We start from the raw sequence: 19,211 nt of genomic DNA on the forward strand, positions 1-19,211 counted from the left end.
AGGCCACCAGCGCCAGCAGAGCGAAAATAATCATCTTCATAGGCTCACCCGCTCTTTAACCCAGCCGTACAGGAACACCTCGTTTGCAGGCCTCGCTTCGGCTAGCTCCAGATAGCGAGCACCCTGGCTGCAATTCAGCGCTTTTAGCAATGTGGTTTCGCCATCTTTGCCGCGAACAGCAAGGTAACTCTTCAGAGCGGCGATGGTGATATTGCCAATTACACCGTCCGGTTTAAGGTCTGGATATAGCTTGTCCTGCATATTCAATGCCGTTAACCAGCGCTGCAAGAATGTACTAGCGACGCGCGGCCCCATATTTACACCGGTATCACACAACTCCTGTGCAATGGTAGGGGACAGTTCGGCGATGCGGTCGAACTTCGGTTCAGTCCAGTATTGCGACAGGTAAATGGCTTTGGCTGTTTCCCGAGGTAACGCTTTCATATCGCCGCTATAACCGTATGCGCAGGCGGTGATCTGCGTGATACCCCAACGCGTAGGACCGCCTTTGTCATTCGGGTTATTTACGTAACCCCCTTCTTTACCGAGGATCCCCTCAATGATTTGATCTGCTGTCATTGTTAAGCCTTTTTATCTCCGCCGCCGATACCAAACCGGCTGCCTAAATATTTCATTGCGAATGCCCTGAGGGTGTCCACACCAATAAGTCCAATACCGCCACCGATAGTCACAGAGAGTGTTTTAGGCAATCCGAGATACTCCAGCGCGGATGAACATGTCAGCGTCAGAGCACCACAGAGTAGAATTTCGAGAGTTTTCTTCTTCCAGCCGCCACCGCCGCCAAAATAAGCAATACGCAGCCCAGCCATAAGCAAAGAAAACAATACTGCGCCCAGCGGCGTATCTCCGCGCCACCAGCTCTGCAGCAACTCCAGCAAATCAGGCCAGTTGCTCGGGTTATTGGGCATTTTCATAGTCTCTCACCTCGCAGGGTTGCGGGTGTTAGTGTGATGGGTTCAGGCTTCAGGGCTACTCTGTTAAGTGGCAATGTCAAAGGTGAATCCCTGAGCCTGAAAGTGATGGCCACCACAGCAACGCTTAGCCGCAGTAAACCGTTATATTTCTATTAACCTTCTGATTTCTTCAGATGTCTGAATAAATCTTTCCGCCTCCAGCTCAACACCAATGGCGCGACGGCCTGATTTAATCGCTTCCTTTATCGTAGAACCGGATCCCATGAAAAAGTCAGCGATCAGTTCACCTGGCCGGCTGCTGGCTGTAATGATCTGCTGCAGCATATCGGCAGGTTTTTCACATGGATGTTTGCCTGGATAAAACTGAACTGGTTTATGCGTCCAGACGTCGGTATATGGCACCGTGACGGAGACACTAAACGGTCTTCGCAGACGCTGATATTCCTGCTGAAGTTCGGAGTATTTTCGATTAAGGGATTGCCAAGTAGCGACCAATTGGTGATGGGGTTTCCCGAGTTCGTTGCGCGAATGCTTGTCCAGGGCTATTTGCTGAAATAAAGCCTGCAGCTTCAGATAATCGGTTTCGTTCGGTAGCTGCCACTGGCTAAGGCCAAACCAATGGGAAACCATATTTTTCTTGCCTGTTGCGGCAGCAATTTGAGCTGAAGTTACCCCAAGGGAATCCCTAGCGGCGCGGAAATATGTAATTAACGGGGTCATGACATGCTGCTTTAACTCGTTGCATTTAACAGCAAAGCCATCATCTTTTGGTTTGTATGGCCCCTGATAATGATCGGCGAAAATTATGCGTTCTGTCGCCGGGAAGTATGAACGGAGGCTCTCTTTATTACACCCGTTCCAGCGTCCGGAAGGTTTAGCCCAGACGATATGGTTAAGCAGATTAAACCGCTCACGGACGAGAAGCTCTATATCTGATGCCAGACGGTGACCACAAAACAGATACATACTGCCAGATGGCTTTAATACCCTCCAGAATTGCGCCAGGCAGCTGTCAAGCCAACGTAAATAATCCTCATCCCCTTTCCACTGGTTGTCCCAACCGTTCGGCTTCACCTTAAAATACGGCGGATCCGTAACTATGAGATCTATGGAGTTATCGGGGATGGATGGGAGATATTGCAGGCAGTCAGAGTTGATCAACTCAACACTGGATATTTTTACAGTATTTTTCATAGATCAGTAAGCGTAACTCATGATAGGCTCACTTTGCTTTTGCGCTAAAGCAGTGGGCCTAGGTTCGCTTGTGACCATGTACATGAGCGAATGGCTGGCCGGGTGCTACAACACCCACCAGCCGCCCATTTTCACAGCAGAAAGCCTCTCTACTCAGGGAGGCGCTTATAACATCCGAATTGATAATCCGATAAACCTGCCATTACCAGCTGCGTTAAAATTAACTGGCAGCGTTCGCGCGTTAGATGCGTGTTCTGCGCAATCTCCCCGGCCGTAGCTGGTTCATCACTTAACTCATTAAAAACAGCGCGCGCCACCTCTGTCATATCATCTTGATTTAGCATGTCTTTTTCCTGTTTAAACGGTATGACATACAGATAACTCTGGTTGCGAACCCCATCAAGAAGTTATTGCAGAAGGCATAAAAAAACCCCGCCGAAGCGAGGTTATTTATAAATATGGCAAAATATCAAATTACCGTAAAATATGGCTCATTTTGTTGCATTTTGCAAGCCCGTTTGACGAAGATAGCCAACTTTAATCACACTTTTCCGTCCTGAAGTCTTCTATTTCCTCATGAAGCTTATATATGCATTGCAACGCGCTGCTATCCATATCGATGAAAGCCATCTTTAACCGTTCCCAATGGCCTGCATACACCCTTTTCCAAGTGGACCGCTCAACTGAAACCAAACGCGCCAGTGCGGCACCCGCGTAGGCTTTATAGGTCTCATTATTGCGGGTAGCCGCAACTTCTTGTGCCGCCAGCCAGACCAGCCCTACCAGCTTTTTAATCACTCGCGATTGTAGCGGCTTGCTTATTTGGTAGTTCTGGTATTCAGTCCAGACGTGCTGGCACATTAATGTTTGATAATGGAAGTTTAGATCGAAGCCATAGCAATAGCGCACCCACGCTTGCTGGTAGGCTTCCAGTTGATTCACTGCACGGCGCCACGGCGAATAACCGAACTCAATATCGTTAATGGGTGGCATTGGTCGGCGGCGGCTTCGGGTCTCCATCACATAAACTGGAGTAGTCAGTGCCTTAACCACCGACGGGCCACAACCAATTCCCCCATCCAGATCGACAAAATGGCGAGAGTACCGCGGATTTTTATTCTTATCTGCTGGTGGGTTCTCGCTGAATGCCTCGAGTTGTCCCTTTGTTGTGCCGGATAGATCCAACAACGCTCGTCGAACTTCAATACGGGTATATTCCAGATTTTGTAGGTTCATACTGCTCAGTGCTCCATACACTTATGATTTTACAATCACGCCGATCGCTATGGCTCTATCAAGAAAACGGAACAGCAGCTGCAGCTGTGAGCCGTTTTTCTCTTCAAACGCATTTACGTCGGCATGTAGCTCGTCGTGACACTCTCTGCACAGAGGGAACACGAAGAGATCGTGGGCTTTGGTTGCGGTACCGCCCATGCCATGCCCGATAACATGATGCGGATCGTCGGCAGGTCGGCGACAACATTCACATGGCTGACGTTTTACCCAGTCGGTGTAGGTCTTGTTAACCCAGCGGCGGCGCTTAGGTTTCAACATAAAGGATTCAGGTGATTCCGGGTCAACGGCCAGCGCCAACACCTTCGGCAGCTTCGGTAACGCCTGCACGTTTTCGTTGGACCAGCATTTCTGTATTAATCTTGCTGTTGGCAACCTCTCCTGCAGAATGCTGGTGGCTGGTACTGAAGGAACAATGTCGCTTTCTTTATATACAGATTGAAACGGCTCAGCAGGAAGGCGCAGGCCACGCTGCGCCATTGTCTCTGTGATAGCGTCTGCTGCACCGGCATATACAGCCCACCAGCATAGCTCCGCCAGCGATAGTTCCCGCTCCCGGCCCAGTTGCAGATTCTGCAGGGCAGTATCGATTATCCAGTTGATAACGTTTCGGCGCGCCAGCTCACTGAGTGTGTCGGTGGTCTGCTCACGAAGGAGGTTTTCACAATGCCAGCAGAGCATGATAGCGCCGGGTGGATGGCGCATGCTTAAATGCTCATGATGATGATATTCAGAATGCGGATACTGGCATTCCCGGATGTTCTGCCGAAGCCAGTACTCAAGCCCCTGCAGACCTCCAGCAGCATTGATGACTTTCTCGCTGGTGAAAAAGGCTTCCAGTGCCTTATCTTCAGCCAGCGGCTGGCGCGCGTCAGGGATTCGGCTGGTCGCCAGCCCTGCCATGCTTTTTGGCTCAGACTCCACCAGCACCCTACCGCTGCGGAAAAGACGCATCAGCTCCTTTCCTGGCTTAAGCAGTACCACGCCTAAGCGCGGCACAACTTCAGGAGTAAGCAGAGCTCTCATGCAACCTCCCTCTGCTCAGGAATACACATTTCCGGTAGGTTTGCCCTTACCAGAGCTTCAGCGAACGGCGGTGGGACGGCGTTGCCGCACCTAGCGACTTGTTTGTCTTTGGCGTAACGGTTGCCGCGGTAATCCTGATCGATGATGTAGCCCGCAGGAAAACCTTGCGCCCTGTACAGCTCGTGCGGCTGTAACATCCGCATGCCAATATCGACGATCTGATATTCAACCCCCTCAACCGTTACCAGACCAAAACGATCGTTAGTGGTGACAGTTCCCAGCGGCTCATCCAGCGATACACCGCTTTTTTCGTTCCCGTAATACTTCATCAGGAAAGCTCGTACTTCCCCGACATGCTGACCGCCGGCGGTAATTGTTGGCACAGGTTCGTCAACTCTGCGACCGTCCTTGCAGGTGCCGCGAAGATGAACGAGGTGTGAAGTCACCATCGCCGCATCAGCTTTTGTTGTCAGAGTCTGCAACGGCTCATCAGCATCACGAGGGCGGCTTTGTCCCGCTCGACCACCAACGCCAACAATCTGGGCTGTCACTAAAGCGTGGTGATCGGTTGTCGTCACTGTGTGAGCAGGCTGATCTATTGCAGCGCCGGGGCCTGTATAATTCCCTCCGAAGTGTTTTGCCAGAAACGTGGTGACCAGCTGAGATTTACCGCCGCCCCCAGCTGTAATGGTTGCACTCGGCTCGTCGGCACCGTGGCCGACGCTGGCACCGAATTGACGTGCGATCACTGGTGCCACTAAACAGGCTCGGGATTGTTTCAGGATGGTGTGGGCTGGCCTGTTGATTGCGCGTGGTTTGGCCTGATACTCACTGCCGCCATTGCCAGCGATGAACGGTATCAACGTTGCTTTCACTATCCCTAGTGCATGTCCATTTCCCCCCGGGCGCTGCGAACTTCCCGCGGTAACGGTTGGTAATGGTTCAGTGCATTCCTGCCCGGTGGCGCCGGTACGAAATTTTGTGACATGTGGCGTCACTACGGCGTATCCGTGAGTTTTGGTAATGGTCTGCAGCGGGCTATCGATATCCTGCCCACGGAAACAGTCATACGAACTACGGGTGCTGGTGTGATTGCATTTGACGATGAAAGGCGTCGGATTATTCAGCACAAACCGCTCGATTCCGCGCGCAATGCGTTTCAGCGTGTTTTCTGCAAGCGGCTTTTTACGATCAAAGATGCTTTGGCACGGGATAGACCAGTCGATACATTCAGCTGCTGTACGCCACCCTGCCAGTTTGCCGCTTTGTACTTCGAGCGATTTGGGATCCCCATGAGTCGGCGCTGGCCAGTGGATAGTTTCACCGTCGCAGCGCATCACCATAAAGAATCTCTTCCTTATTGTCGGCGCCCCGAAATCACAGGCACGCAACTCGCGATAATCGATGGTATACCCAAGGCCAGATATCAGGGCCTTTGCCTGCTCACTGTCGGGAGGAATAGACAGAAACTCGCAGGCTTCGGCCAGCGCGGGGTGATCGACCGGGATCCCCGTAGACAACATCCCGACAAATGCAGCGAAGGTTTCCCCTATGCGTGTCGGGTCCGGACGTGCCTCATCCTCCAGCAATGGCCCCCACGTCTTGAACTCTTCAACGTTCTCCAGCATTACAACGCGCGGACGCTTCGCCAACGCCCAGCGGACAACGATCCACGCGAGACCGCGAATCTCTTTCTTCACGGGCTTTGCACCCTTCGCCTTAGAGAAATGCCTACAGTCCGGGCTAAACCACGCCAGGCCAACCGGATTACCGCCGGTCGCCGCGACCGGGTCAACATCAAATACGGACTCACAATAATGGAGCGTATCTGGATGGTTGGTTTTGTGCATGGCAATAGCGTTTTCATCATGGTTTATCGCAATATCAACGCTGCGCCCGATCGCCAGCTCAATCCCTGTGGACGCGCCACCGCCACCAGCAAAATTATCGACAATAATCTCACGCATGAGCGGCCCCCTGCATACTCCCTACCAGGCCACCAGCAACGGTGATGATCTCGCTGGTGGGCATGCGCTCCAGCCACAACTGGTTAATGTGGGCCTTCAGCTTGTTCTGCTGGGACAATTCCAGATCCTCAGCGCCTTCAACCTGGTTGAACACCAGCCCAACTTCCAGTGGCCATATCCGTGATTCAGCCTCAGCCAATGCTGCAAATCCAGCTTCGGGGATGATCACTTCAGGAGACTGAGCTGGCGAAGCTGGTGACAGGAATTTTCCTGCTGCAAACTCAGCCAAAGCCATACTTGCGCGCCCTTTCGCTTCAAGCTCTACACGATCGATATAGCTAAAGTGCTCGCCGCGCCAGGTCTTATCGAATACCACAATGGCCCCGGCAAAGAAGGCGCTGGTGGGCTTCTGCTTTTCGTCGGCCGGCACAAACCACGTAGGGAGATCGAAACCAATACGACCACGAATAAACATGATGTGATCGGCATATTCCGGCCACCATGTTTCACTAGTTGCTGACTTCACGAGGTAAATGTAGCGACCGCCCTTTTCACGCTGCTCGGCGGTGTATTTCATGATATGAGTCATGCCAGTTATGGCTTGTTTTTTATGGTACTGCGAGCGGCTGTAGGGCGGATTAGCAAAGGCTGCACCGCCGAGTTCTCCTAGGCGACCAGACCAGTCCTGCGTCAACGCATTATCCTCAGCGGTGTACCATGCCGGGCATTTCGTGTTGCTGTCGTCAGCAAACAGATCCAGAACAAGAGGACCAAATAACGAATTAATTCCCCAGAACAAAAGATCAGGCGTACGCCACTGATCACCAACTTCTTTCAAATAATGGGACGGCGCAACACGCATTGCTTCCAGCGATTCACAATATGCATTCATCACGCCAGTACCTCCTGCACTACTTTCTCGACATGCGACACTCGGCCTTCCAGATCTGCAACGCTATCAACAAGCTCATCAACTGCCAGCTGTGCACGATGTTTGGCCTGCATCAGTTTACGCAACGCCGGTACCAGTGCTTTTTTAAGCGCGTCCTTTGTGGCCCCCGTTTTTTCCAGCTGTTCGGCACGTTTGAGCATGTCTTCAGCCTGGCGGCGCAGTTGTTCAGGGGTTGGTGATATAACCTGCGATTTCATGAGCGGAATCCTTTTGGAACGGTGTACTTAACGTCTGAGTAACTGGATCTGAACGCTGGATCTTCAGCCCCTCCTTTAGCCCATTTCCCGTTTTTCTTCTCCGGGCGCCCGGCCTTGTCCCAGTTACCTGCACGCTTGAGATAGCCAGGAAAATTTTTCGGGATGAACAATGTCGTCGGGCGGAGATATTCTTCCTGTTCTGAGTCTTTCCAGTCCTCGTTTTTGTAGTCCACCACCAGCGCCATTTCTGCAACGGTAAATCCTTCACGGAGACGAGCCCTGATATGTTCAAGCGACGTAGCGCAGACCTGAAAGCGTGAGCCAGTGGTTTGGTTTAGATAGGTCAGAACCTGTTTTGATAAATCAGTGAGCACCACTTGCGGGTCTGGTTCCGCAGGAACCGGACAAGAGGGTTTAGATCCTACTGATGGATCTGTATTTGAATTTACTGACGGATCGTGTCCAGTTTCTGGACCCTGAAAACCCTGTTTTTTTGGCTCTTTCGGACATTCAGATTTTGGACGTCCAGCTTCCGAATGTTCAGATTCTGTACGTCCAGATTTTGGACCCTCATAATGTTCATTTGCAGCCTGACGCAGCTTAGCCACATTCAGGGTGTAGAGGTTGCTGGTACTGCGCTGACCGACACGGCGCTCTTTTTTGGTCAGCCAGCCATCTTTAACCAGCTCGCCGATCAAAGTGATAACTGTGCTACGTCCGGCACCGAGCTGGCGCGCAATCGTCGCAACGCTTGGATATGCGATCCCCTCATCGCTGGCATAATCAGCCAGGCGAAGCATGATCAGTAATTTATTGCCTTTGATGCCTGCCGCAGCGCAACCATCCCAGACATATGCGGATAATTTAACGCTCACTTGCCTATCCTCTTGAATCTGGAACGAAAGATAATCTTCGGGGCAGCACATTCCCACTCATAGCCTGGGCGACGGTAGATCACGCGCTGGCGATCATCGTCATAACCAATGACATGCACGACGATGCCATGCTGATCACGGTAGTATTGGTCGAGGGACCGGATATTTTCTTCCATATCAACCTCCCATCAGCTCAGAGGCGTAGCGCTGCGCAATCCACTGGACGCCGCGGGGTGTAACTCGGGTTTGGGTATAGGCATGACCAAAATCTGAAGTGCCAGTTTTGACGGTAAACAAACCTTCGCGCTGGCGCAGGGCATGAGGGAGCAAATTGCCGGACTGACGAAAAAGCACCTTGTCACGCAATAGCGTGTCGATCATGGCCTTTTCCGGCATGTTCAGGATTTTCGCTGTTTCACGCAGGCTTTTGGCGCCGCCGGCTTCAACGTATTGATTGACGAACGCGACTTTCGGAGCATCCTGTTGGACCTTGTGAGACAGGCGCGCATTCTGCTCAGCCATATCGGCGGCCAGACGAAGCGCCTCCGGTAGCGTTTGTGGGATAGCATTAGCGCTATCTTCCAACTCACGCAGGCGACGGATAATCTTCATGCGAAGTACCGCGCTGTAACCAGTGATCAGGCATTCGGTATGCTCACGATCGAGGCGATACTCGCGGTACTTCTGGCCGTTCTGGGGGTGTGTCCAAAGTTGGATATACCCCTCCGGGCTCTCTCCTAACTGTTTCAGCATCGCCTCAATATCCCGGCAAACATGCCCATGCTGCTTTTCAGTCAGCTCAGCAATCTCACGGCTGCTCATGGTTACGCTGCTAGCAGTAAAGGCAGGGACAGAAGCAACTGATGAAACCGGGAGATTATTTATCCATTGCGCCATTGTGCTTACCTCCTCGTGCAATGAAGTCACCCACAGCCCACTCTGTAAAACTGTGGTTAACCTGGGCCCATCCACCCGGTATTCTTACGGCATAGCAAAACGCAATAACGCTTTTACCACCGCGAACTGGTAACGCGCGAAGTTGCGATCGCTGATTATTTGCGGTTAAATTGCTCATGCGGATTTCTCCATACACATTGATTTATTCGCCACGACGCCCGGAGCTGCACACTCGCGGGCGTCACTATTTTCTGGCAGGCAATAAACACGAGAAATCAGGTTGAGAAACGTCATCAGCGTGACCCTGAACTGGTAGGCGATATCATTCAGACTTTGCCACTCGCCGTGTGTAACCACCCCATCATCGATATATTCCCGATAAGCGCTGACCAGCTCGCCGAGCTGTCCCACCAGCTCCGCCAGCTTCAAACCAATCTCTTCGTTCTCGTCTTCATGAGCTGCACCAGATACATGGATCCCGTTGTCGGTTTCACGTGAAAAAACATCGGCGATGTAGCTAACACCTGCTGCCTTCTGCAGGACCATTGCCCAGCCCATAGGGAATATCTGATCTCCACCAGCACGCAGCCGGTTAAAGATCGCGTCCTGGGTGGTATCCAGAATCTCAGCTGCTTCGATATAGCCACCAGGTAATGCGGCTATTGTTTTACGGATTGCTGCCACCAGCCACGCGGGCTGTTTTTCTACTTTCCAGGTTGGTTCATTACCCACGGCTTACCCCTTATCTCTGTGGTTCCTATCAAACTTTTTGTTCTTTAAGCTTGCTATACAGCTCCGGTTGGAAAACAAGTTTCCCATCGGTGCGGTACGCGGCTTCAGCAGCCCTCCCTTTTGGGATCAAGCGACCGGGTCTGTTCCGCCACTGATAAACAGCTTCGCTGGATATGCCAAAGAACTCGGCTACCTTCTCAGCGTTTCCAAAGTACTTTTCAACTTCATCGGTGGTCATAATGGCTCCTTTAACTAAGTTTGATTAGATATTAATTACCAATCTATCTTTGGTCAATAAAAACTAAGATTGCTTAGCTTGATTGACTACTGGTGTGTAAATGGAAACTGTCGGACAACGAATAAAATCGCTTAGGCGAATCACCAGAACCTCACAAAAAGAGCTTGGGAAGTTTTGTGGGGTCAGTGATGTCGCAGTTGGGTATTGGGAAAAGGATGTAAACGTCCCAGGAGGGGAGTCTCTTTCCAAACTAGCAAAATTCTTCAATACATCAATTGATTACATACTTTTTGGCACTGAGTTTGAGGGAAACTTAATAACTAAGATGCGAAAAGTTCCCGTGATATCGTGGGTGCAGGCAGGATTATTCACAGAATCAAAGCCTGAAGATGTCTTGCATAATGCCGAAAAATGGGTGGAAACGTCTCTCCGCATCAGCGATAACTCGTTTGCCCTTGAAGTAAAGGGAGACTCAATGACAAATCCTAATGGACTGCCCACGATTCCTGAGGGCGCAACGGTCATCGTTGATCCAGACATTGAGCCAATTCATGGAAAGATTGTAGTTGCACGAATAGATGGGACCAACGAGGCCACGGTCAAAAAACTGGTTGTAGACGGTCCGCAAAAATTTCTTGTCCCGCTAAATCCCCGTTATCCGAACATCGCCATCAATGGTAACTGCGTCATTATTGGTGTGGTTAAAGGCGTTCAATACGAGCTCTGATCTAAGCTAATCTACCTTCGACACCAAGCTAAGAAAAGTTTGGTGTTTTTCCTTGACGATAAAACTAAGTTAAGTTAGATTTTCATCTATCAACAGCGAACAGGCAGGACGCCCACGAAGTAGCCGCCGGTGGCGTATGAATGACCGGATGATTCGCTGACAGATGTCTTCGGGAGGGGTAACAGAGAAGCGGTTTGATTACCCGCAACTCGTAGTCAAATTCCTATAGCTGGTGGCGATACCCAAGCCAGGAATACCGAAAACCAGCAGGAGTGTTAAGGATAAGGGCTAATCACTCCCTTAGCACCCCGCCCGAAGATATCTGAAGAACATGGCGAAAGCCTACAGCGTTGAAGGCGATTTTCTCGGTTTGCGCGCTAAACAATAGCGGGGGTGAAACCGGGGCGGAGAAGCAGAATCCGCGATGTCGGGACTTGATACTTCCGGCCATACCAACAAGCCGAATGATCGCGTAACGGTCCTTTGCATCTGCCCCGGCGAGGTGGCGCCGCCGGACCGGGGTAGATGAATCGAACACAACATGAAAGCGCATTCCATCTTCATCCGTCGTGGGGACTGGTTTGTAACTGTAGGGGTGCGCTTCCAGTTGTGAGCGGCAATATTCACAACCGTTGTATGGCACATGCAGCGTTAGCAGCCCGGATGGTTCCCTTGAAGTTCCATGCGCTATCCGGATAACTGGAATGTGCAAGCCAGGTGTTTCAGGCACGACGTGCGCCCCACCAGCGCGGCGAAAAGGTGTGACGCCCGGGAATAGTCCGGGACACAACGATGAGGGCATTGACGAGCAAGGCACAGAGTCTGGTTCGATTCCAGACGCCAGGATAGTTCTATATCTGGTGATGGGCAGGGAAAAGGTCCGTTCGATTCGGACACCGGCAGTGCTCTCTTCGTTGTGGTAATTGCGGCTATGCGCACGTGACGAGCCAAACCCGTTCAATGAATGCGTTTCCGGGCAGTGTACGTCGTCGGTTATGGCTTAACCCGGCAGGTGGAGGCACCACCGCCACAACCTAGTTAACTGTGCTGTGTGTAGTCTTGGCGGTTATCCAGTTTTCCACTATCCAAAGGAGGAAGAGGATAACGTTCTGATGGATAACCGCCCTTTTTACACAATACACAAGAGCATCACCGGGCGACGGGCTCATTACCCAACCCACCCGGGCGGCTTCTCAACCGCAGGTGCTCTTCTGTGTTGTGTACGGAGAAATTCCCGGCGGTGGCAGCCGCCTTTCGAGAGGGTAAAACCATGAGTAATGATCGCATGACAGTCGTGCCCGATTTCCTGGGCGAACTGGACGCCGGCGTATTCATGAACAAGATTGCGGCGGCTCTAAATACCACCGCGCTCGGCGTTCTGAACAACGGCAACAAAGGCAAGGTTGTCCTCACCTTTGATTTTGAGCGTATGGGCAACTCTGTTGAAGAGAAGCGCGTCAAGATTAAGCACAAGCTGAACTACAGCACCCCAACTCCCCGTGGAAAAGCGTCGGAAGAGGACACCACCGAAACACCAATGTGGGTTAACAAGGGCGGCAAGCTCACCATCCTGCAGGAAGACCAGGGGCAACTCTTCGGTATCACCGGTACGGTGGACGGAAAGCTTAAAGCGGCTCAGTGATCCGCACGCACAAATTCACTGATACCACTTCGCTAATCAGTTAATAAGGAATTTTTATGTCTCAGTTAGACAGCGGTACTTTTCAGCAAGTCAAAGACCTGGTGCTTTCCGGTTATCACCTGAACGATATCCACGGCCTGGCCTGCCCGACCGCCCTGCTACCTCAGAATACCAGCGTTGAAAGTCTGGAGCGTTATTCTCTTGAGCGCTTCCGTTTCCGCGGTGCCATGGACACAACCAGCATTGACGATTTCGTTCGCTATTCCGTTGGTTATGCCCAGGAAGATGATAAAGCACGTTGCTTTATTGATGCCGATAACATGCTGGCGCGCTCTATCTTCAACATCGGCACGCTGGATAACCCAGGTCATGCTGACAACGTCGCCTCGATTAAGCTCAAGAAGACAGCACCATTCCGCGCGTTACTGGCGATCAACGGCGATCACCTCAACCAGAAGCAAATCGCTGAGTGGCTGGAAGACTGGAGCGACTATCTGCTGGCCTTTGATGCTAGCGGTAACACGATGACGATCGCCCAGGCAGCGCAGGCTGTTCGCCGCGTCACTATTCAACAGGCAACCCAGGCAGATCATGAAGATAGCGACTTTAGTGGCAAAAAATCTCTGATGCAAAGTATCGAAGCCAGCAGCAAGGAGGTTATGCCGGTGGCGTTCGAGTTTAAATGCGTACCGTATGAAGGTCTTGGCGAACGTCGTTTCAGTCTGCGCAACAGCCTGCTGAAAAGTAGCGAACCGGTATTTGTTCTGCGCATTGTCCAGTTGGAGGCGCAGGAGGAAGCGATCGCCAATGAGTTCCGTGACCTGCTTGTTGGCAAGTTCGACGGCAAGCCAGTGGATACCTTTATCGGAAACTTCAAAGCCTGATTGCTCTCCATTAAATCCCCGGCGCCGCGGGGATTTATTAAAGCGTAATCCTGCAATTTATCGCCATCTGGCGAGGGATTCCTATACCCAAAAAACAGCGCTGTGCAGAGCGCAATTAAATGGAGAAATGCAATGAGCTTTATTCAAACGTTTACTGGCAAACACTTTAACTATCTCGATATCCAGCAGGATGCCATCGAGATAGAAGATATCGCGAACGCTCTCTCGAATATCTGCCGCTTTGCAGGCCATCTGCCTGAGTTCTATAGCGTAGCGCAGCACAGTGTTTTAACGAGCAACCTTGTGCCGCAGGAGTTTGCGCTCGAAGCGCTGCTGCACGACGCCGCCGAGGCTTATTTGCAGGATATCCCGGCGCCGCTTAAACGCCTGCTCCCGGACTACCGCGCCATTGAGGGTTGGGTTGATGCCGCTATTCGCCAAAAATTCGGCCTTCCTACTGAGCAACACCCGACCGTGAAGTATGCCGACCTTGTGATGCTGGCCAGCGAACGACGCGACTTTGAGATCGACGACGGCACCCACTGGCCGATGCTCGACGGCATTATTCCCACCGACCAATTTGTGATAAATCCCGTCCGCCCAGGTCAGTCTTACGGCATGTTCATGAACCGATTTAACCAACTGATGGAGCGGTGCTAATGGCACACGTGAAAGTGAAAGAATTGGTTGCCGCAGCGCACGCTGCAGCGCCAGAACTACCGCCAGCAGCAGCCCAATTGATGCAAGACATAGCGTCAAGGCTGGATGTGACCTTTGTCGCCCTTACAGAGGCAATGGACCAGAACACAGCGCTGTCGGCTATGTTAGCTGCAGCGCAGAAACAGGAGAAAAATTAATGTGAACCATTTAATGGTCGACCTCGAAACTATGGGTAATAAGCCTGCTGCGCCAATCGTCACGATCGGTGCTGTGTTCTTTGATCCACAAACTGGAGATCTGGGCGCAGAGTTCTATGTGGCTGTCAACCTCGCCAGCGCTATGGATCAGGGAGCGACTCCGGACGGTGGCACCATCCTGTGGTGGCTGAAACAATCATCAGAGGCCCGTGCAGCTATTTGTACTGACGATACCAAGCACATCGCGGAAGCGCTCTCCGAACTCAGTTCATTCATCAGCCGCAACTCTGACAACCCGCGTTACTTGAAAGTCTGGGGCAATGGTGCCAACTTCGACAACGTGATTTTACGTTCAGCCTACGACCGCGCTGGCCAAACCTGTCCGTGGCAATTCTGGAACGACAGCGACGTGCGTACCATGGTGCTGCTCGGTAAAAAACTTGGTTTCGACCCCAAACGTAATATGCCATTTGATGGTGTAGCCCACAACGCATTGGCCGATGCCCGCCATCAAGCAAAATATGTATCGGCAATCTGGCAGAAACTATTGCCTTCAAGCTACGAATAATAACCCTAATCGCCCGGGTGCAGCCGGGCAATGGAGAAATCTATGCTGAGCCTCGATTGTGTTCCCATCTCAACTTATTGCAAAGAGACTGGCGAAACCCCTGATGCCATAAATAAGCGCATCCAGCGCGGCGTATGGCGTGAAGGGGTACAGGTGCTAAAGGTCGAAGGCGTTAAGGAAAGATGGATAGATCTTAGTGAGGTTGCAAAATGGGCTCGACAAAATCGCCTAAACTCCCGCGCGGCGTAACCATCAGGAAACATAGCAACGGAGAAACTATCAATATTACTTTTACATATAAGGGAGTTAAGTGCCGTGAACCCCTTTCTAATCTGGAAGTTTCTTCGAAAAACATTAAATATGCTGAGCGAACACTCGGAGAAATTCATAACAAAATCGAAAGAGGAACGTTTGTTTATGCAGAATACTTCCCCCGTTCTACCCGGTTAAAAATCTTTGGGAATGCTGCCTCCGGCAAAACGGTGAAAATGTATCTAGATGAATATCTTGTGATTTGCGAAACGAGGAAGTTATCCCCTTCAACGATCGGCGGCTACAAAAAATGCCGTAGCGCATTGTCATCGCTTCACGTTTTTCCCGCAAGTGAGTTAACGCCGGCTGCATTGAAGGCATGGATCCAAGATCAGAAAACGACCTTGAAGACCATCCGAAACCAACTTTCTTTCCTGCGCTCTGCAATGGATGAAGCGGTAACAGATGGTATTCTCCAGATTAACCCTGTTTCACTAGTAACAGCCTCACGTTACCAGAGTGACAAATCAGTGTCAGAAAGTAGTTATGTGGTTGACCCGCTATCACCAGCCGAAGTACATGCTTTGCTCACAGCTGCTGGCAATAAACAATGGGAGAACCTCTTTCGATTCGCCATCCAAACTGGCCTGCGTAGTTCTGAGCTGTGTGCTCTTCGTTGGCGTGATATCGATTTTGTAGGGAAGACAGCCCACGTTCAGAATGCCACCGTAGTTGGCGTAATCAAAGGGACCAAAACAAAAGCTGGAACACGGAAGGTTGAACTAACTGACGAAGCAATGCTTGCGTTAGTTAGTCAGAAACCGTTCACTTTTATGAAAGATGATACGATCTTCGAAGATCCAAAAAGTAATAAAGCATGGGCAAGTGCTGATGCAATAAGAAAAAAAGCGTGGGTACCAACCTTACGAAAGGCAGGCATCCGCTATCGTAATCCATACCAAACCCGGCACACTTTTGCTACCCGTCACATTAGCCAAGGTGCCAATCTTTTTTGGTTAGCCACACAAATGGGGCATAAAGGACCAGAGATGCTTTTCCGTCACTACGGCTCATATCTGAAGGAATATGATGGACAAACAAGCCTGAAGAAGATAACAATATAATCCATGTCTGAACTATTGGCCACAATTTGTGGCCATTTCATGGAACAAGGTACAAACATGGCAAATTCAATAACCAAACTAAAAAAAATAAATGTAGTAAAATTCCGAGGTCTAAAAGATATAAATATAGAATTTGGCTCTCGCCTAACTGTTATTTGCGGTAAAAATGGCACGTCTAAATCAACTATCCTTGGTATTATCGCTCAAATTTTTAGTTTTTCAAAAGACTTGTCCAAGAACCCTGAGGTGGATTTAACCCAATATAAGACATTAACAAATGGCAGCTTCAAGTCAGCTTTCAATGAACATTTTAGACTTTCAGAACAGTTTGATACTGCCGGTTCAATGGAAGTAAAGATCAGTGTCTATGATGGTGCATCTAACAAACATCTTGAAAAACTAACTTTGGGTCTGTACAGCTCCGTTGACAGAGCAAAATCAAGACCAATAGTCAGGGGTAACGATGCTATACCAGGGAAAAATCAAAGTAGAAACGTTACCCATCCTGTAATTTTTTTAAGCTTAGCCAGACTCCTTCCGATTACTCTTAGGACTGATTACTCGACAAGGGATGTACAGTATATTGCTGAGAACTCTGATGACATAAGAATAATGAGCAATCAACTTTTACTTAAAAACAATGGATGTTCCGTGACAGCTACAAAAGGTACTATCGATTCAATGGTCGTACATGGTGATAATTATGATCATCAATCAGTATCTGTCGGCGAAGATAATGTAGGTCAATTAATTCAAGCATTTTTTTCATTTAAACGATTGAAGGAAATTTATGCTGATTATCATGGTGGGATATTATTAATTGATGAGGCAGATGCTGGTCTTTTTCCTGCGGCCCAATTAGAACTTATTAACATCCTCGCAAAAGCAGCTAAAAAATATGATTTGCAAATAATCATGACTTCACATTCCCCATTGATAATAGAAGATATATACAATCGATCTAAACAAGACAATAATGCTTTCAAGACAATATATCTTACAGATACCTATGGAGGCATTAAAACAAAAGATAATCTTTCATGGGCTGATATCAACGCTGACTTGCATGTTGAAACTGTAAAAATAAATGATGACATTAGTCTTCCAAAAGCTAATGTTTATTTTGAAGATAAAGAAGGCTTCGATTTCTTCAAACAATTGATAACGGACAGAAAAATAAACAAAATATTGAACCCACTGGGAAACATCAATATCAGCTGTACTGCTATACTGGATTTAATGGCGAGGAAAATCCCTGAGTTTACAATTAAAAGCTTGGTAGTCTTAGACGGTGATGTTGCTAATGATAATAGTGACAATGCGAAGAAAGCAAAGAAAGAGAGAAGCTTATGCTTACTTCCAAACGCCCTTCCTCCAGACCAAATGATTTTTGAATTCTTATACAACTTACCTCCTGATGATAAATATTGGGACAATCAAAATAGATTTACAAAAGCTGTTTTTTTAAAATAGCAAAAGATATAATCACAACACTAAAAATAGGAAATCATTCTTTTAACTTACAAACCTCGATAGATAATTATAAGAAAACAAACAAAAATTATGGTGGAGTGGTTAGAAAGCTATTTAAAGACTTCGCCCATACTCCTGAGTTCCTAGCACAAGTTAAAGGGCGTGTTAAAGATAATCCCTATCGATATTGGGTCGAGAAACACCCTGTAGAGTCCGATAATTTCAAGCATGAATTAATCAAAAATCTTAAAATTATTATGACAAATGGACATGGTGTTGACTCTGCTACTATCACTTCGTATCTGTCTGGCAACTGATTGATTGAAAAGGGCTTTATATGATGGCCATAAAGCCTTTTTTTTGATATACTTTAGACCTGACATTTAGAGGTATCATATGCGTTTTAACACCCCACTTCGTTATCCTGGCGGCAAAGGCAAGCTTTCAAATTTCATGCTTCGGATTATTGAAGATAATAAGCTTTCGCCTATACATTATGCAGAGCCATACGCTGGGGGGGCTGGTTTAGCGCTGAAGCTTTTACACTTAAATGTAGCTGAAAAAATCATTCTTAATGATATTAATATCTCTGTTTATGCTTTTTGGCACAGTGTATTAAATAATGCAGATCATCTGTGTGCTTTAATTGAAGAAACTGAAGTCACAATGGATGAGTGGTTCAAACAGAAAGAAATAATTAATAATCCAAAAGACCATGATATGCTAACAATTGGTTTTTCTACCTTCTTTCTTAATAGAACAAATCGTTCTGGAATATTAAAAGGCGGTGTAATTGGTGGTAAACACCAAGAAGGACAATGGAAACTTGATGCTCGCTATAATAAGAGTGATTTAATTTCTCGGATCCAGAAAATATCAAAAAACCGTGAAAAAATAGATTTGTATAACATGGATGCAATTGATTTCATAAAAAAGATAGTTGTTCAACTGCCTAAGAAATCATTAACATATTTAGATCCGCCATATTACATAAAAGGTAAGGGATTATATATCAATCATTATGAACATAGTGACCATGTTAATGTTGCAAAAGTAGTGCAGAATGATATTAAAACACCATGGATTGTTTCTTACGATAACACTCCTGAGATCCAAAGTATGTATAAGGCATCATCATTAGTGTATGGAATAAACTACAGTGCTCAAGATCGATATAAGGGCTCAGAAGTGATGTTCTTCAGTAAACGATTGAAGGTCTTTAAAACCGATGATCCAACTAAGGTAAAAGCACCCACCATTAAAAATGCTATGAGCTAGACGACTACCCCAAGACAGAAAAAGCGCCGTAAAAGAGCCGCAGTAAAGTCACTTTTTAATAAATCATTTATAATCAATGAGATAATAAATTTCGGACGCT

The 19,211-nt window shown here is 48.7% G+C and carries 25 protein-coding genes; 10 read left to right on the plus strand and 15 right to left on the minus strand.

Features of this window, described 5'->3' with window-relative positions; genetic code table 11:
• Positions 1 to 36: 36 nt before the first annotated feature.
• From HV127_RS31345 to HV127_RS31415, 15 genes are all read right to left on the minus strand, one after another.
• The gene (locus HV127_RS31345) at positions 37 to 579 is read right to left on the minus strand and encodes a glycoside hydrolase family 108 protein (RefSeq protein ID WP_182240984.1); all 543 of its coding nucleotides are present in this window, start codon (positions 577 to 579) and stop codon (positions 37 to 39) included.
• A gap of 2 nt (positions 580 to 581) precedes the next feature.
• A complete protein-coding gene (locus HV127_RS31350; RefSeq protein WP_103215630.1) occupies positions 582 to 935 on the minus strand; it encodes a phage holin, lambda family in 354 nt (117 codons plus the stop codon).
• 141 nt (positions 936 to 1,076) lie between these two features.
• Positions 1,077 to 2,129: a site-specific DNA-methyltransferase gene (locus HV127_RS31355; RefSeq protein ID WP_182240986.1), complete on the minus strand. Its 1,053-nt coding sequence runs from the start codon at positions 2,127 to 2,129 to the stop codon at positions 1,077 to 1,079.
• A gap of 149 nt (positions 2,130 to 2,278) precedes the next feature.
• On the minus strand, positions 2,279 to 2,473 hold the full coding sequence (locus tag HV127_RS31360; protein ID WP_103215632.1) for a TrmB family transcriptional regulator: 195 nt from the start codon (positions 2,471 to 2,473) through the stop codon (positions 2,279 to 2,281).
• 193 nt (positions 2,474 to 2,666) lie between these two features.
• On the minus strand, positions 2,667 to 3,365 hold the full coding sequence (locus HV127_RS31365) for a bacteriophage antitermination protein Q (RefSeq protein ID WP_103215633.1): 699 nt from the start codon (positions 3,363 to 3,365) through the stop codon (positions 2,667 to 2,669).
• Between the two features lie 21 nt (positions 3,366 to 3,386).
• Positions 3,387 to 4,448, minus strand: coding sequence for a DUF968 domain-containing protein (locus tag HV127_RS31370; protein ID WP_182240988.1), 1,062 nt, complete (start codon positions 4,446 to 4,448; stop codon positions 3,387 to 3,389).
• Positions 4,445 to 6,415: a DNA cytosine methyltransferase gene (locus tag HV127_RS31375; protein ID WP_103215635.1), complete on the minus strand. Its 1,971-nt coding sequence runs from the start codon at positions 6,413 to 6,415 to the stop codon at positions 4,445 to 4,447. Before HV127_RS31375 ends, HV127_RS31370 begins: the two co-directional genes overlap by 4 nt.
• Positions 6,408 to 7,307, minus strand: coding sequence for a phage N-6-adenine-methyltransferase (locus HV127_RS31380; RefSeq protein ID WP_103215636.1), 900 nt, complete (start codon positions 7,305 to 7,307; stop codon positions 6,408 to 6,410). Before HV127_RS31380 ends, HV127_RS31375 begins: the two co-directional genes overlap by 8 nt.
• Positions 7,307 to 7,564, minus strand: coding sequence for a hypothetical protein (locus HV127_RS31385; protein WP_182240990.1), 258 nt, complete (start codon positions 7,562 to 7,564; stop codon positions 7,307 to 7,309). Before HV127_RS31385 ends, HV127_RS31380 begins: the two co-directional genes overlap by 1 nt.
• Positions 7,561 to 8,439: a conserved phage C-terminal domain-containing protein gene (locus HV127_RS31390; protein ID WP_103215637.1), complete on the minus strand. Its 879-nt coding sequence runs from the start codon at positions 8,437 to 8,439 to the stop codon at positions 7,561 to 7,563. The genes HV127_RS31385 and HV127_RS31390 overlap by 4 nt, the downstream gene beginning before the upstream one ends.
• The gene (locus tag HV127_RS31395) at positions 8,436 to 8,615 is read right to left on the minus strand and encodes a DUF4222 domain-containing protein (protein WP_103215638.1); all 180 of its coding nucleotides are present in this window, start codon (positions 8,613 to 8,615) and stop codon (positions 8,436 to 8,438) included. The genes HV127_RS31390 and HV127_RS31395 overlap by 4 nt, the downstream gene beginning before the upstream one ends.
• Before the next feature lies 1 nt (position 8,616).
• Positions 8,617 to 9,261 carry a phage regulatory protein/antirepressor Ant gene (locus HV127_RS31400; protein ID WP_228727550.1) on the minus strand — a complete coding sequence of 215 codons (645 nt, stop codon included), beginning with the start codon at positions 9,259 to 9,261 and terminating at the stop codon, positions 8,617 to 8,619.
• Positions 9,262 to 9,316: 55 nt separating this feature from the next.
• The gene (locus HV127_RS31405) at positions 9,317 to 9,514 is read right to left on the minus strand and encodes a hypothetical protein (protein WP_103215640.1); all 198 of its coding nucleotides are present in this window, start codon (positions 9,512 to 9,514) and stop codon (positions 9,317 to 9,319) included.
• On the minus strand, positions 9,511 to 10,068 hold the full coding sequence (locus tag HV127_RS31410; protein ID WP_154944687.1) for a YmfL family putative regulatory protein: 558 nt from the start codon (positions 10,066 to 10,068) through the stop codon (positions 9,511 to 9,513). Before HV127_RS31410 ends, HV127_RS31405 begins: the two co-directional genes overlap by 4 nt.
• 28 nt (positions 10,069 to 10,096) lie before the next feature.
• Positions 10,097 to 10,306, minus strand: coding sequence for a Cro/CI family transcriptional regulator (locus HV127_RS31415; protein ID WP_103215642.1), 210 nt, complete (start codon positions 10,304 to 10,306; stop codon positions 10,097 to 10,099).
• A 100-nt stretch (positions 10,307 to 10,406) separates the two neighbouring features.
• Here HV127_RS31415 and HV127_RS31420 point away from each other — a divergent pair, with 100 nt between their 5' ends.
• The 10 genes from HV127_RS31420 to HV127_RS31460 all read left to right on the plus strand — a co-directional run bounded on the left by HV127_RS31420 (position 10,407) and on the right by HV127_RS31460 (position 19,111).
• A complete protein-coding gene (locus HV127_RS31420) occupies positions 10,407 to 11,033 on the plus strand; it encodes a LexA family transcriptional regulator (protein ID WP_103215643.1) in 627 nt (208 codons plus the stop codon).
• Between the two features lie 1,270 nt (positions 11,034 to 12,303).
• The gene (locus tag HV127_RS31425; protein WP_004123001.1) at positions 12,304 to 12,675 is read left to right on the plus strand and encodes a hypothetical protein; all 372 of its coding nucleotides are present in this window, start codon (positions 12,304 to 12,306) and stop codon (positions 12,673 to 12,675) included.
• A 56-nt stretch (positions 12,676 to 12,731) separates the two neighbouring features.
• A complete protein-coding gene (locus tag HV127_RS31430; protein WP_182240991.1) occupies positions 12,732 to 13,559 on the plus strand; it encodes a DUF2303 family protein in 828 nt (275 codons plus the stop codon).
• A 132-nt stretch (positions 13,560 to 13,691) separates the two neighbouring features.
• A complete protein-coding gene (locus HV127_RS31435; protein WP_182240993.1) occupies positions 13,692 to 14,219 on the plus strand; it encodes an HD family hydrolase in 528 nt (175 codons plus the stop codon).
• Positions 14,219 to 14,416 carry a hypothetical protein gene (locus HV127_RS31440; RefSeq protein WP_171883029.1) on the plus strand — a complete coding sequence of 66 codons (198 nt, stop codon included), beginning with the start codon at positions 14,219 to 14,221 and terminating at the stop codon, positions 14,414 to 14,416. Before HV127_RS31435 ends, HV127_RS31440 begins: the two co-directional genes overlap by 1 nt.
• 1 nt (position 14,417) lies before the next feature.
• Complete coding sequence (locus tag HV127_RS31445; protein WP_152308843.1) at positions 14,418 to 14,984, plus strand: 3'-5' exonuclease; 567 nt, start codon at positions 14,418 to 14,420, stop codon at positions 14,982 to 14,984.
• A gap of 42 nt (positions 14,985 to 15,026) precedes the next feature.
• Positions 15,027 to 15,233, plus strand: a complete 207-nt coding sequence (locus HV127_RS31955; RefSeq protein WP_047683674.1) for a hypothetical protein — start codon at positions 15,027 to 15,029, stop codon at positions 15,231 to 15,233.
• Positions 15,194 to 16,360: a site-specific integrase gene (locus tag HV127_RS31450; protein ID WP_154944700.1), complete on the plus strand. Its 1,167-nt coding sequence runs from the start codon at positions 15,194 to 15,196 to the stop codon at positions 16,358 to 16,360. Before HV127_RS31955 ends, HV127_RS31450 begins: the two co-directional genes overlap by 40 nt.
• Positions 16,361 to 16,417: 57 nt before the next feature.
• On the plus strand, positions 16,418 to 17,833 hold the full coding sequence (locus HV127_RS31455) for an AAA family ATPase (protein ID WP_228727551.1): 1,416 nt from the start codon (positions 16,418 to 16,420) through the stop codon (positions 17,831 to 17,833).
• A gap of 396 nt (positions 17,834 to 18,229) precedes the next feature.
• A complete protein-coding gene (locus tag HV127_RS31460) occupies positions 18,230 to 19,111 on the plus strand; it encodes a DNA adenine methylase (protein ID WP_182240995.1) in 882 nt (293 codons plus the stop codon).
• Positions 19,112 to 19,211 lie beyond the last annotated feature (100 nt).

The sequence above is a fragment of the Klebsiella sp. RHBSTW-00215 genome, assembly GCF_014103785.1.
Classification (GTDB): Bacteria; Pseudomonadota; Gammaproteobacteria; order Enterobacterales; family Enterobacteriaceae; genus Klebsiella.

Bases quoted from the DNA above. Each gene is read 5' to 3' on its own strand.
- HV127_RS31345 (WP_182240984.1), bottom strand. From the start codon at position 579: ATGACAGCAGATCAAATCATTGAGGGGATCCTCGGTAAAGAAGGGGGT.
- HV127_RS31350 (WP_103215630.1), bottom strand. From the start codon at position 935: ATGAAAATGCCCAATAACCCGAGCAACTGGCCTGATTTGCTGGAGTTG.
- HV127_RS31355 (WP_182240986.1), bottom strand. From the start codon at position 2,129: ATGAAAAATACTGTAAAAATATCCAGTGTTGAGTTGATCAACTCTGAC.
- HV127_RS31360 (WP_103215632.1), bottom strand. From the start codon at position 2,473: ATGCTAAATCAAGATGATATGACAGAGGTGGCGCGCGCTGTTTTTAAT.
- HV127_RS31365 (WP_103215633.1), bottom strand. From the start codon at position 3,365: ATGAACCTACAAAATCTGGAATATACCCGTATTGAAGTTCGACGAGCG.
- HV127_RS31370 (WP_182240988.1), bottom strand. From the start codon at position 4,448: ATGAGAGCTCTGCTTACTCCTGAAGTTGTGCCGCGCTTAGGCGTGGTA.
- HV127_RS31375 (WP_103215635.1), bottom strand. From the start codon at position 6,415: ATGCGTGAGATTATTGTCGATAATTTTGCTGGTGGCGGTGGCGCGTCC.
- HV127_RS31380 (WP_103215636.1), bottom strand. From the start codon at position 7,307: ATGAATGCATATTGTGAATCGCTGGAAGCAATGCGTGTTGCGCCGTCC.
- HV127_RS31385 (WP_182240990.1), bottom strand. From the start codon at position 7,564: ATGAAATCGCAGGTTATATCACCAACCCCTGAACAACTGCGCCGCCAG.
- HV127_RS31395 (WP_103215638.1), bottom strand. From the start codon at position 8,615: ATGGAAGAAAATATCCGGTCCCTCGACCAATACTACCGTGATCAGCAT.
- HV127_RS31400 (WP_228727550.1), bottom strand. From the start codon at position 9,261: ATGAGCAGCCGTGAGATTGCTGAGCTGACTGAAAAGCAGCATGGGCAT.
- HV127_RS31405 (WP_103215640.1), bottom strand. From the start codon at position 9,514: ATGAGCAATTTAACCGCAAATAATCAGCGATCGCAACTTCGCGCGTTA.
- HV127_RS31415 (WP_103215642.1), bottom strand. From the start codon at position 10,306: ATGACCACCGATGAAGTTGAAAAGTACTTTGGAAACGCTGAGAAGGTA.
- HV127_RS31420 (WP_103215643.1), top strand. From the start codon at position 10,407: ATGGAAACTGTCGGACAACGAATAAAATCGCTTAGGCGAATCACCAGA.
- HV127_RS31425 (WP_004123001.1), top strand. From the start codon at position 12,304: ATGAGTAATGATCGCATGACAGTCGTGCCCGATTTCCTGGGCGAACTG.
- HV127_RS31430 (WP_182240991.1), top strand. From the start codon at position 12,732: ATGTCTCAGTTAGACAGCGGTACTTTTCAGCAAGTCAAAGACCTGGTG.
- HV127_RS31435 (WP_182240993.1), top strand. From the start codon at position 13,692: ATGAGCTTTATTCAAACGTTTACTGGCAAACACTTTAACTATCTCGAT.
- HV127_RS31440 (WP_171883029.1), top strand. From the start codon at position 14,219: ATGGCACACGTGAAAGTGAAAGAATTGGTTGCCGCAGCGCACGCTGCA.
- HV127_RS31955 (WP_047683674.1), top strand. From the start codon at position 15,027: ATGCTGAGCCTCGATTGTGTTCCCATCTCAACTTATTGCAAAGAGACT.
- HV127_RS31450 (WP_154944700.1), top strand. From the start codon at position 15,194: ATGGGCTCGACAAAATCGCCTAAACTCCCGCGCGGCGTAACCATCAGG.
- HV127_RS31455 (WP_228727551.1), top strand. From the start codon at position 16,418: ATGGCAAATTCAATAACCAAACTAAAAAAAATAAATGTAGTAAAATTC.
- HV127_RS31460 (WP_182240995.1), top strand. From the start codon at position 18,230: ATGCGTTTTAACACCCCACTTCGTTATCCTGGCGGCAAAGGCAAGCTT.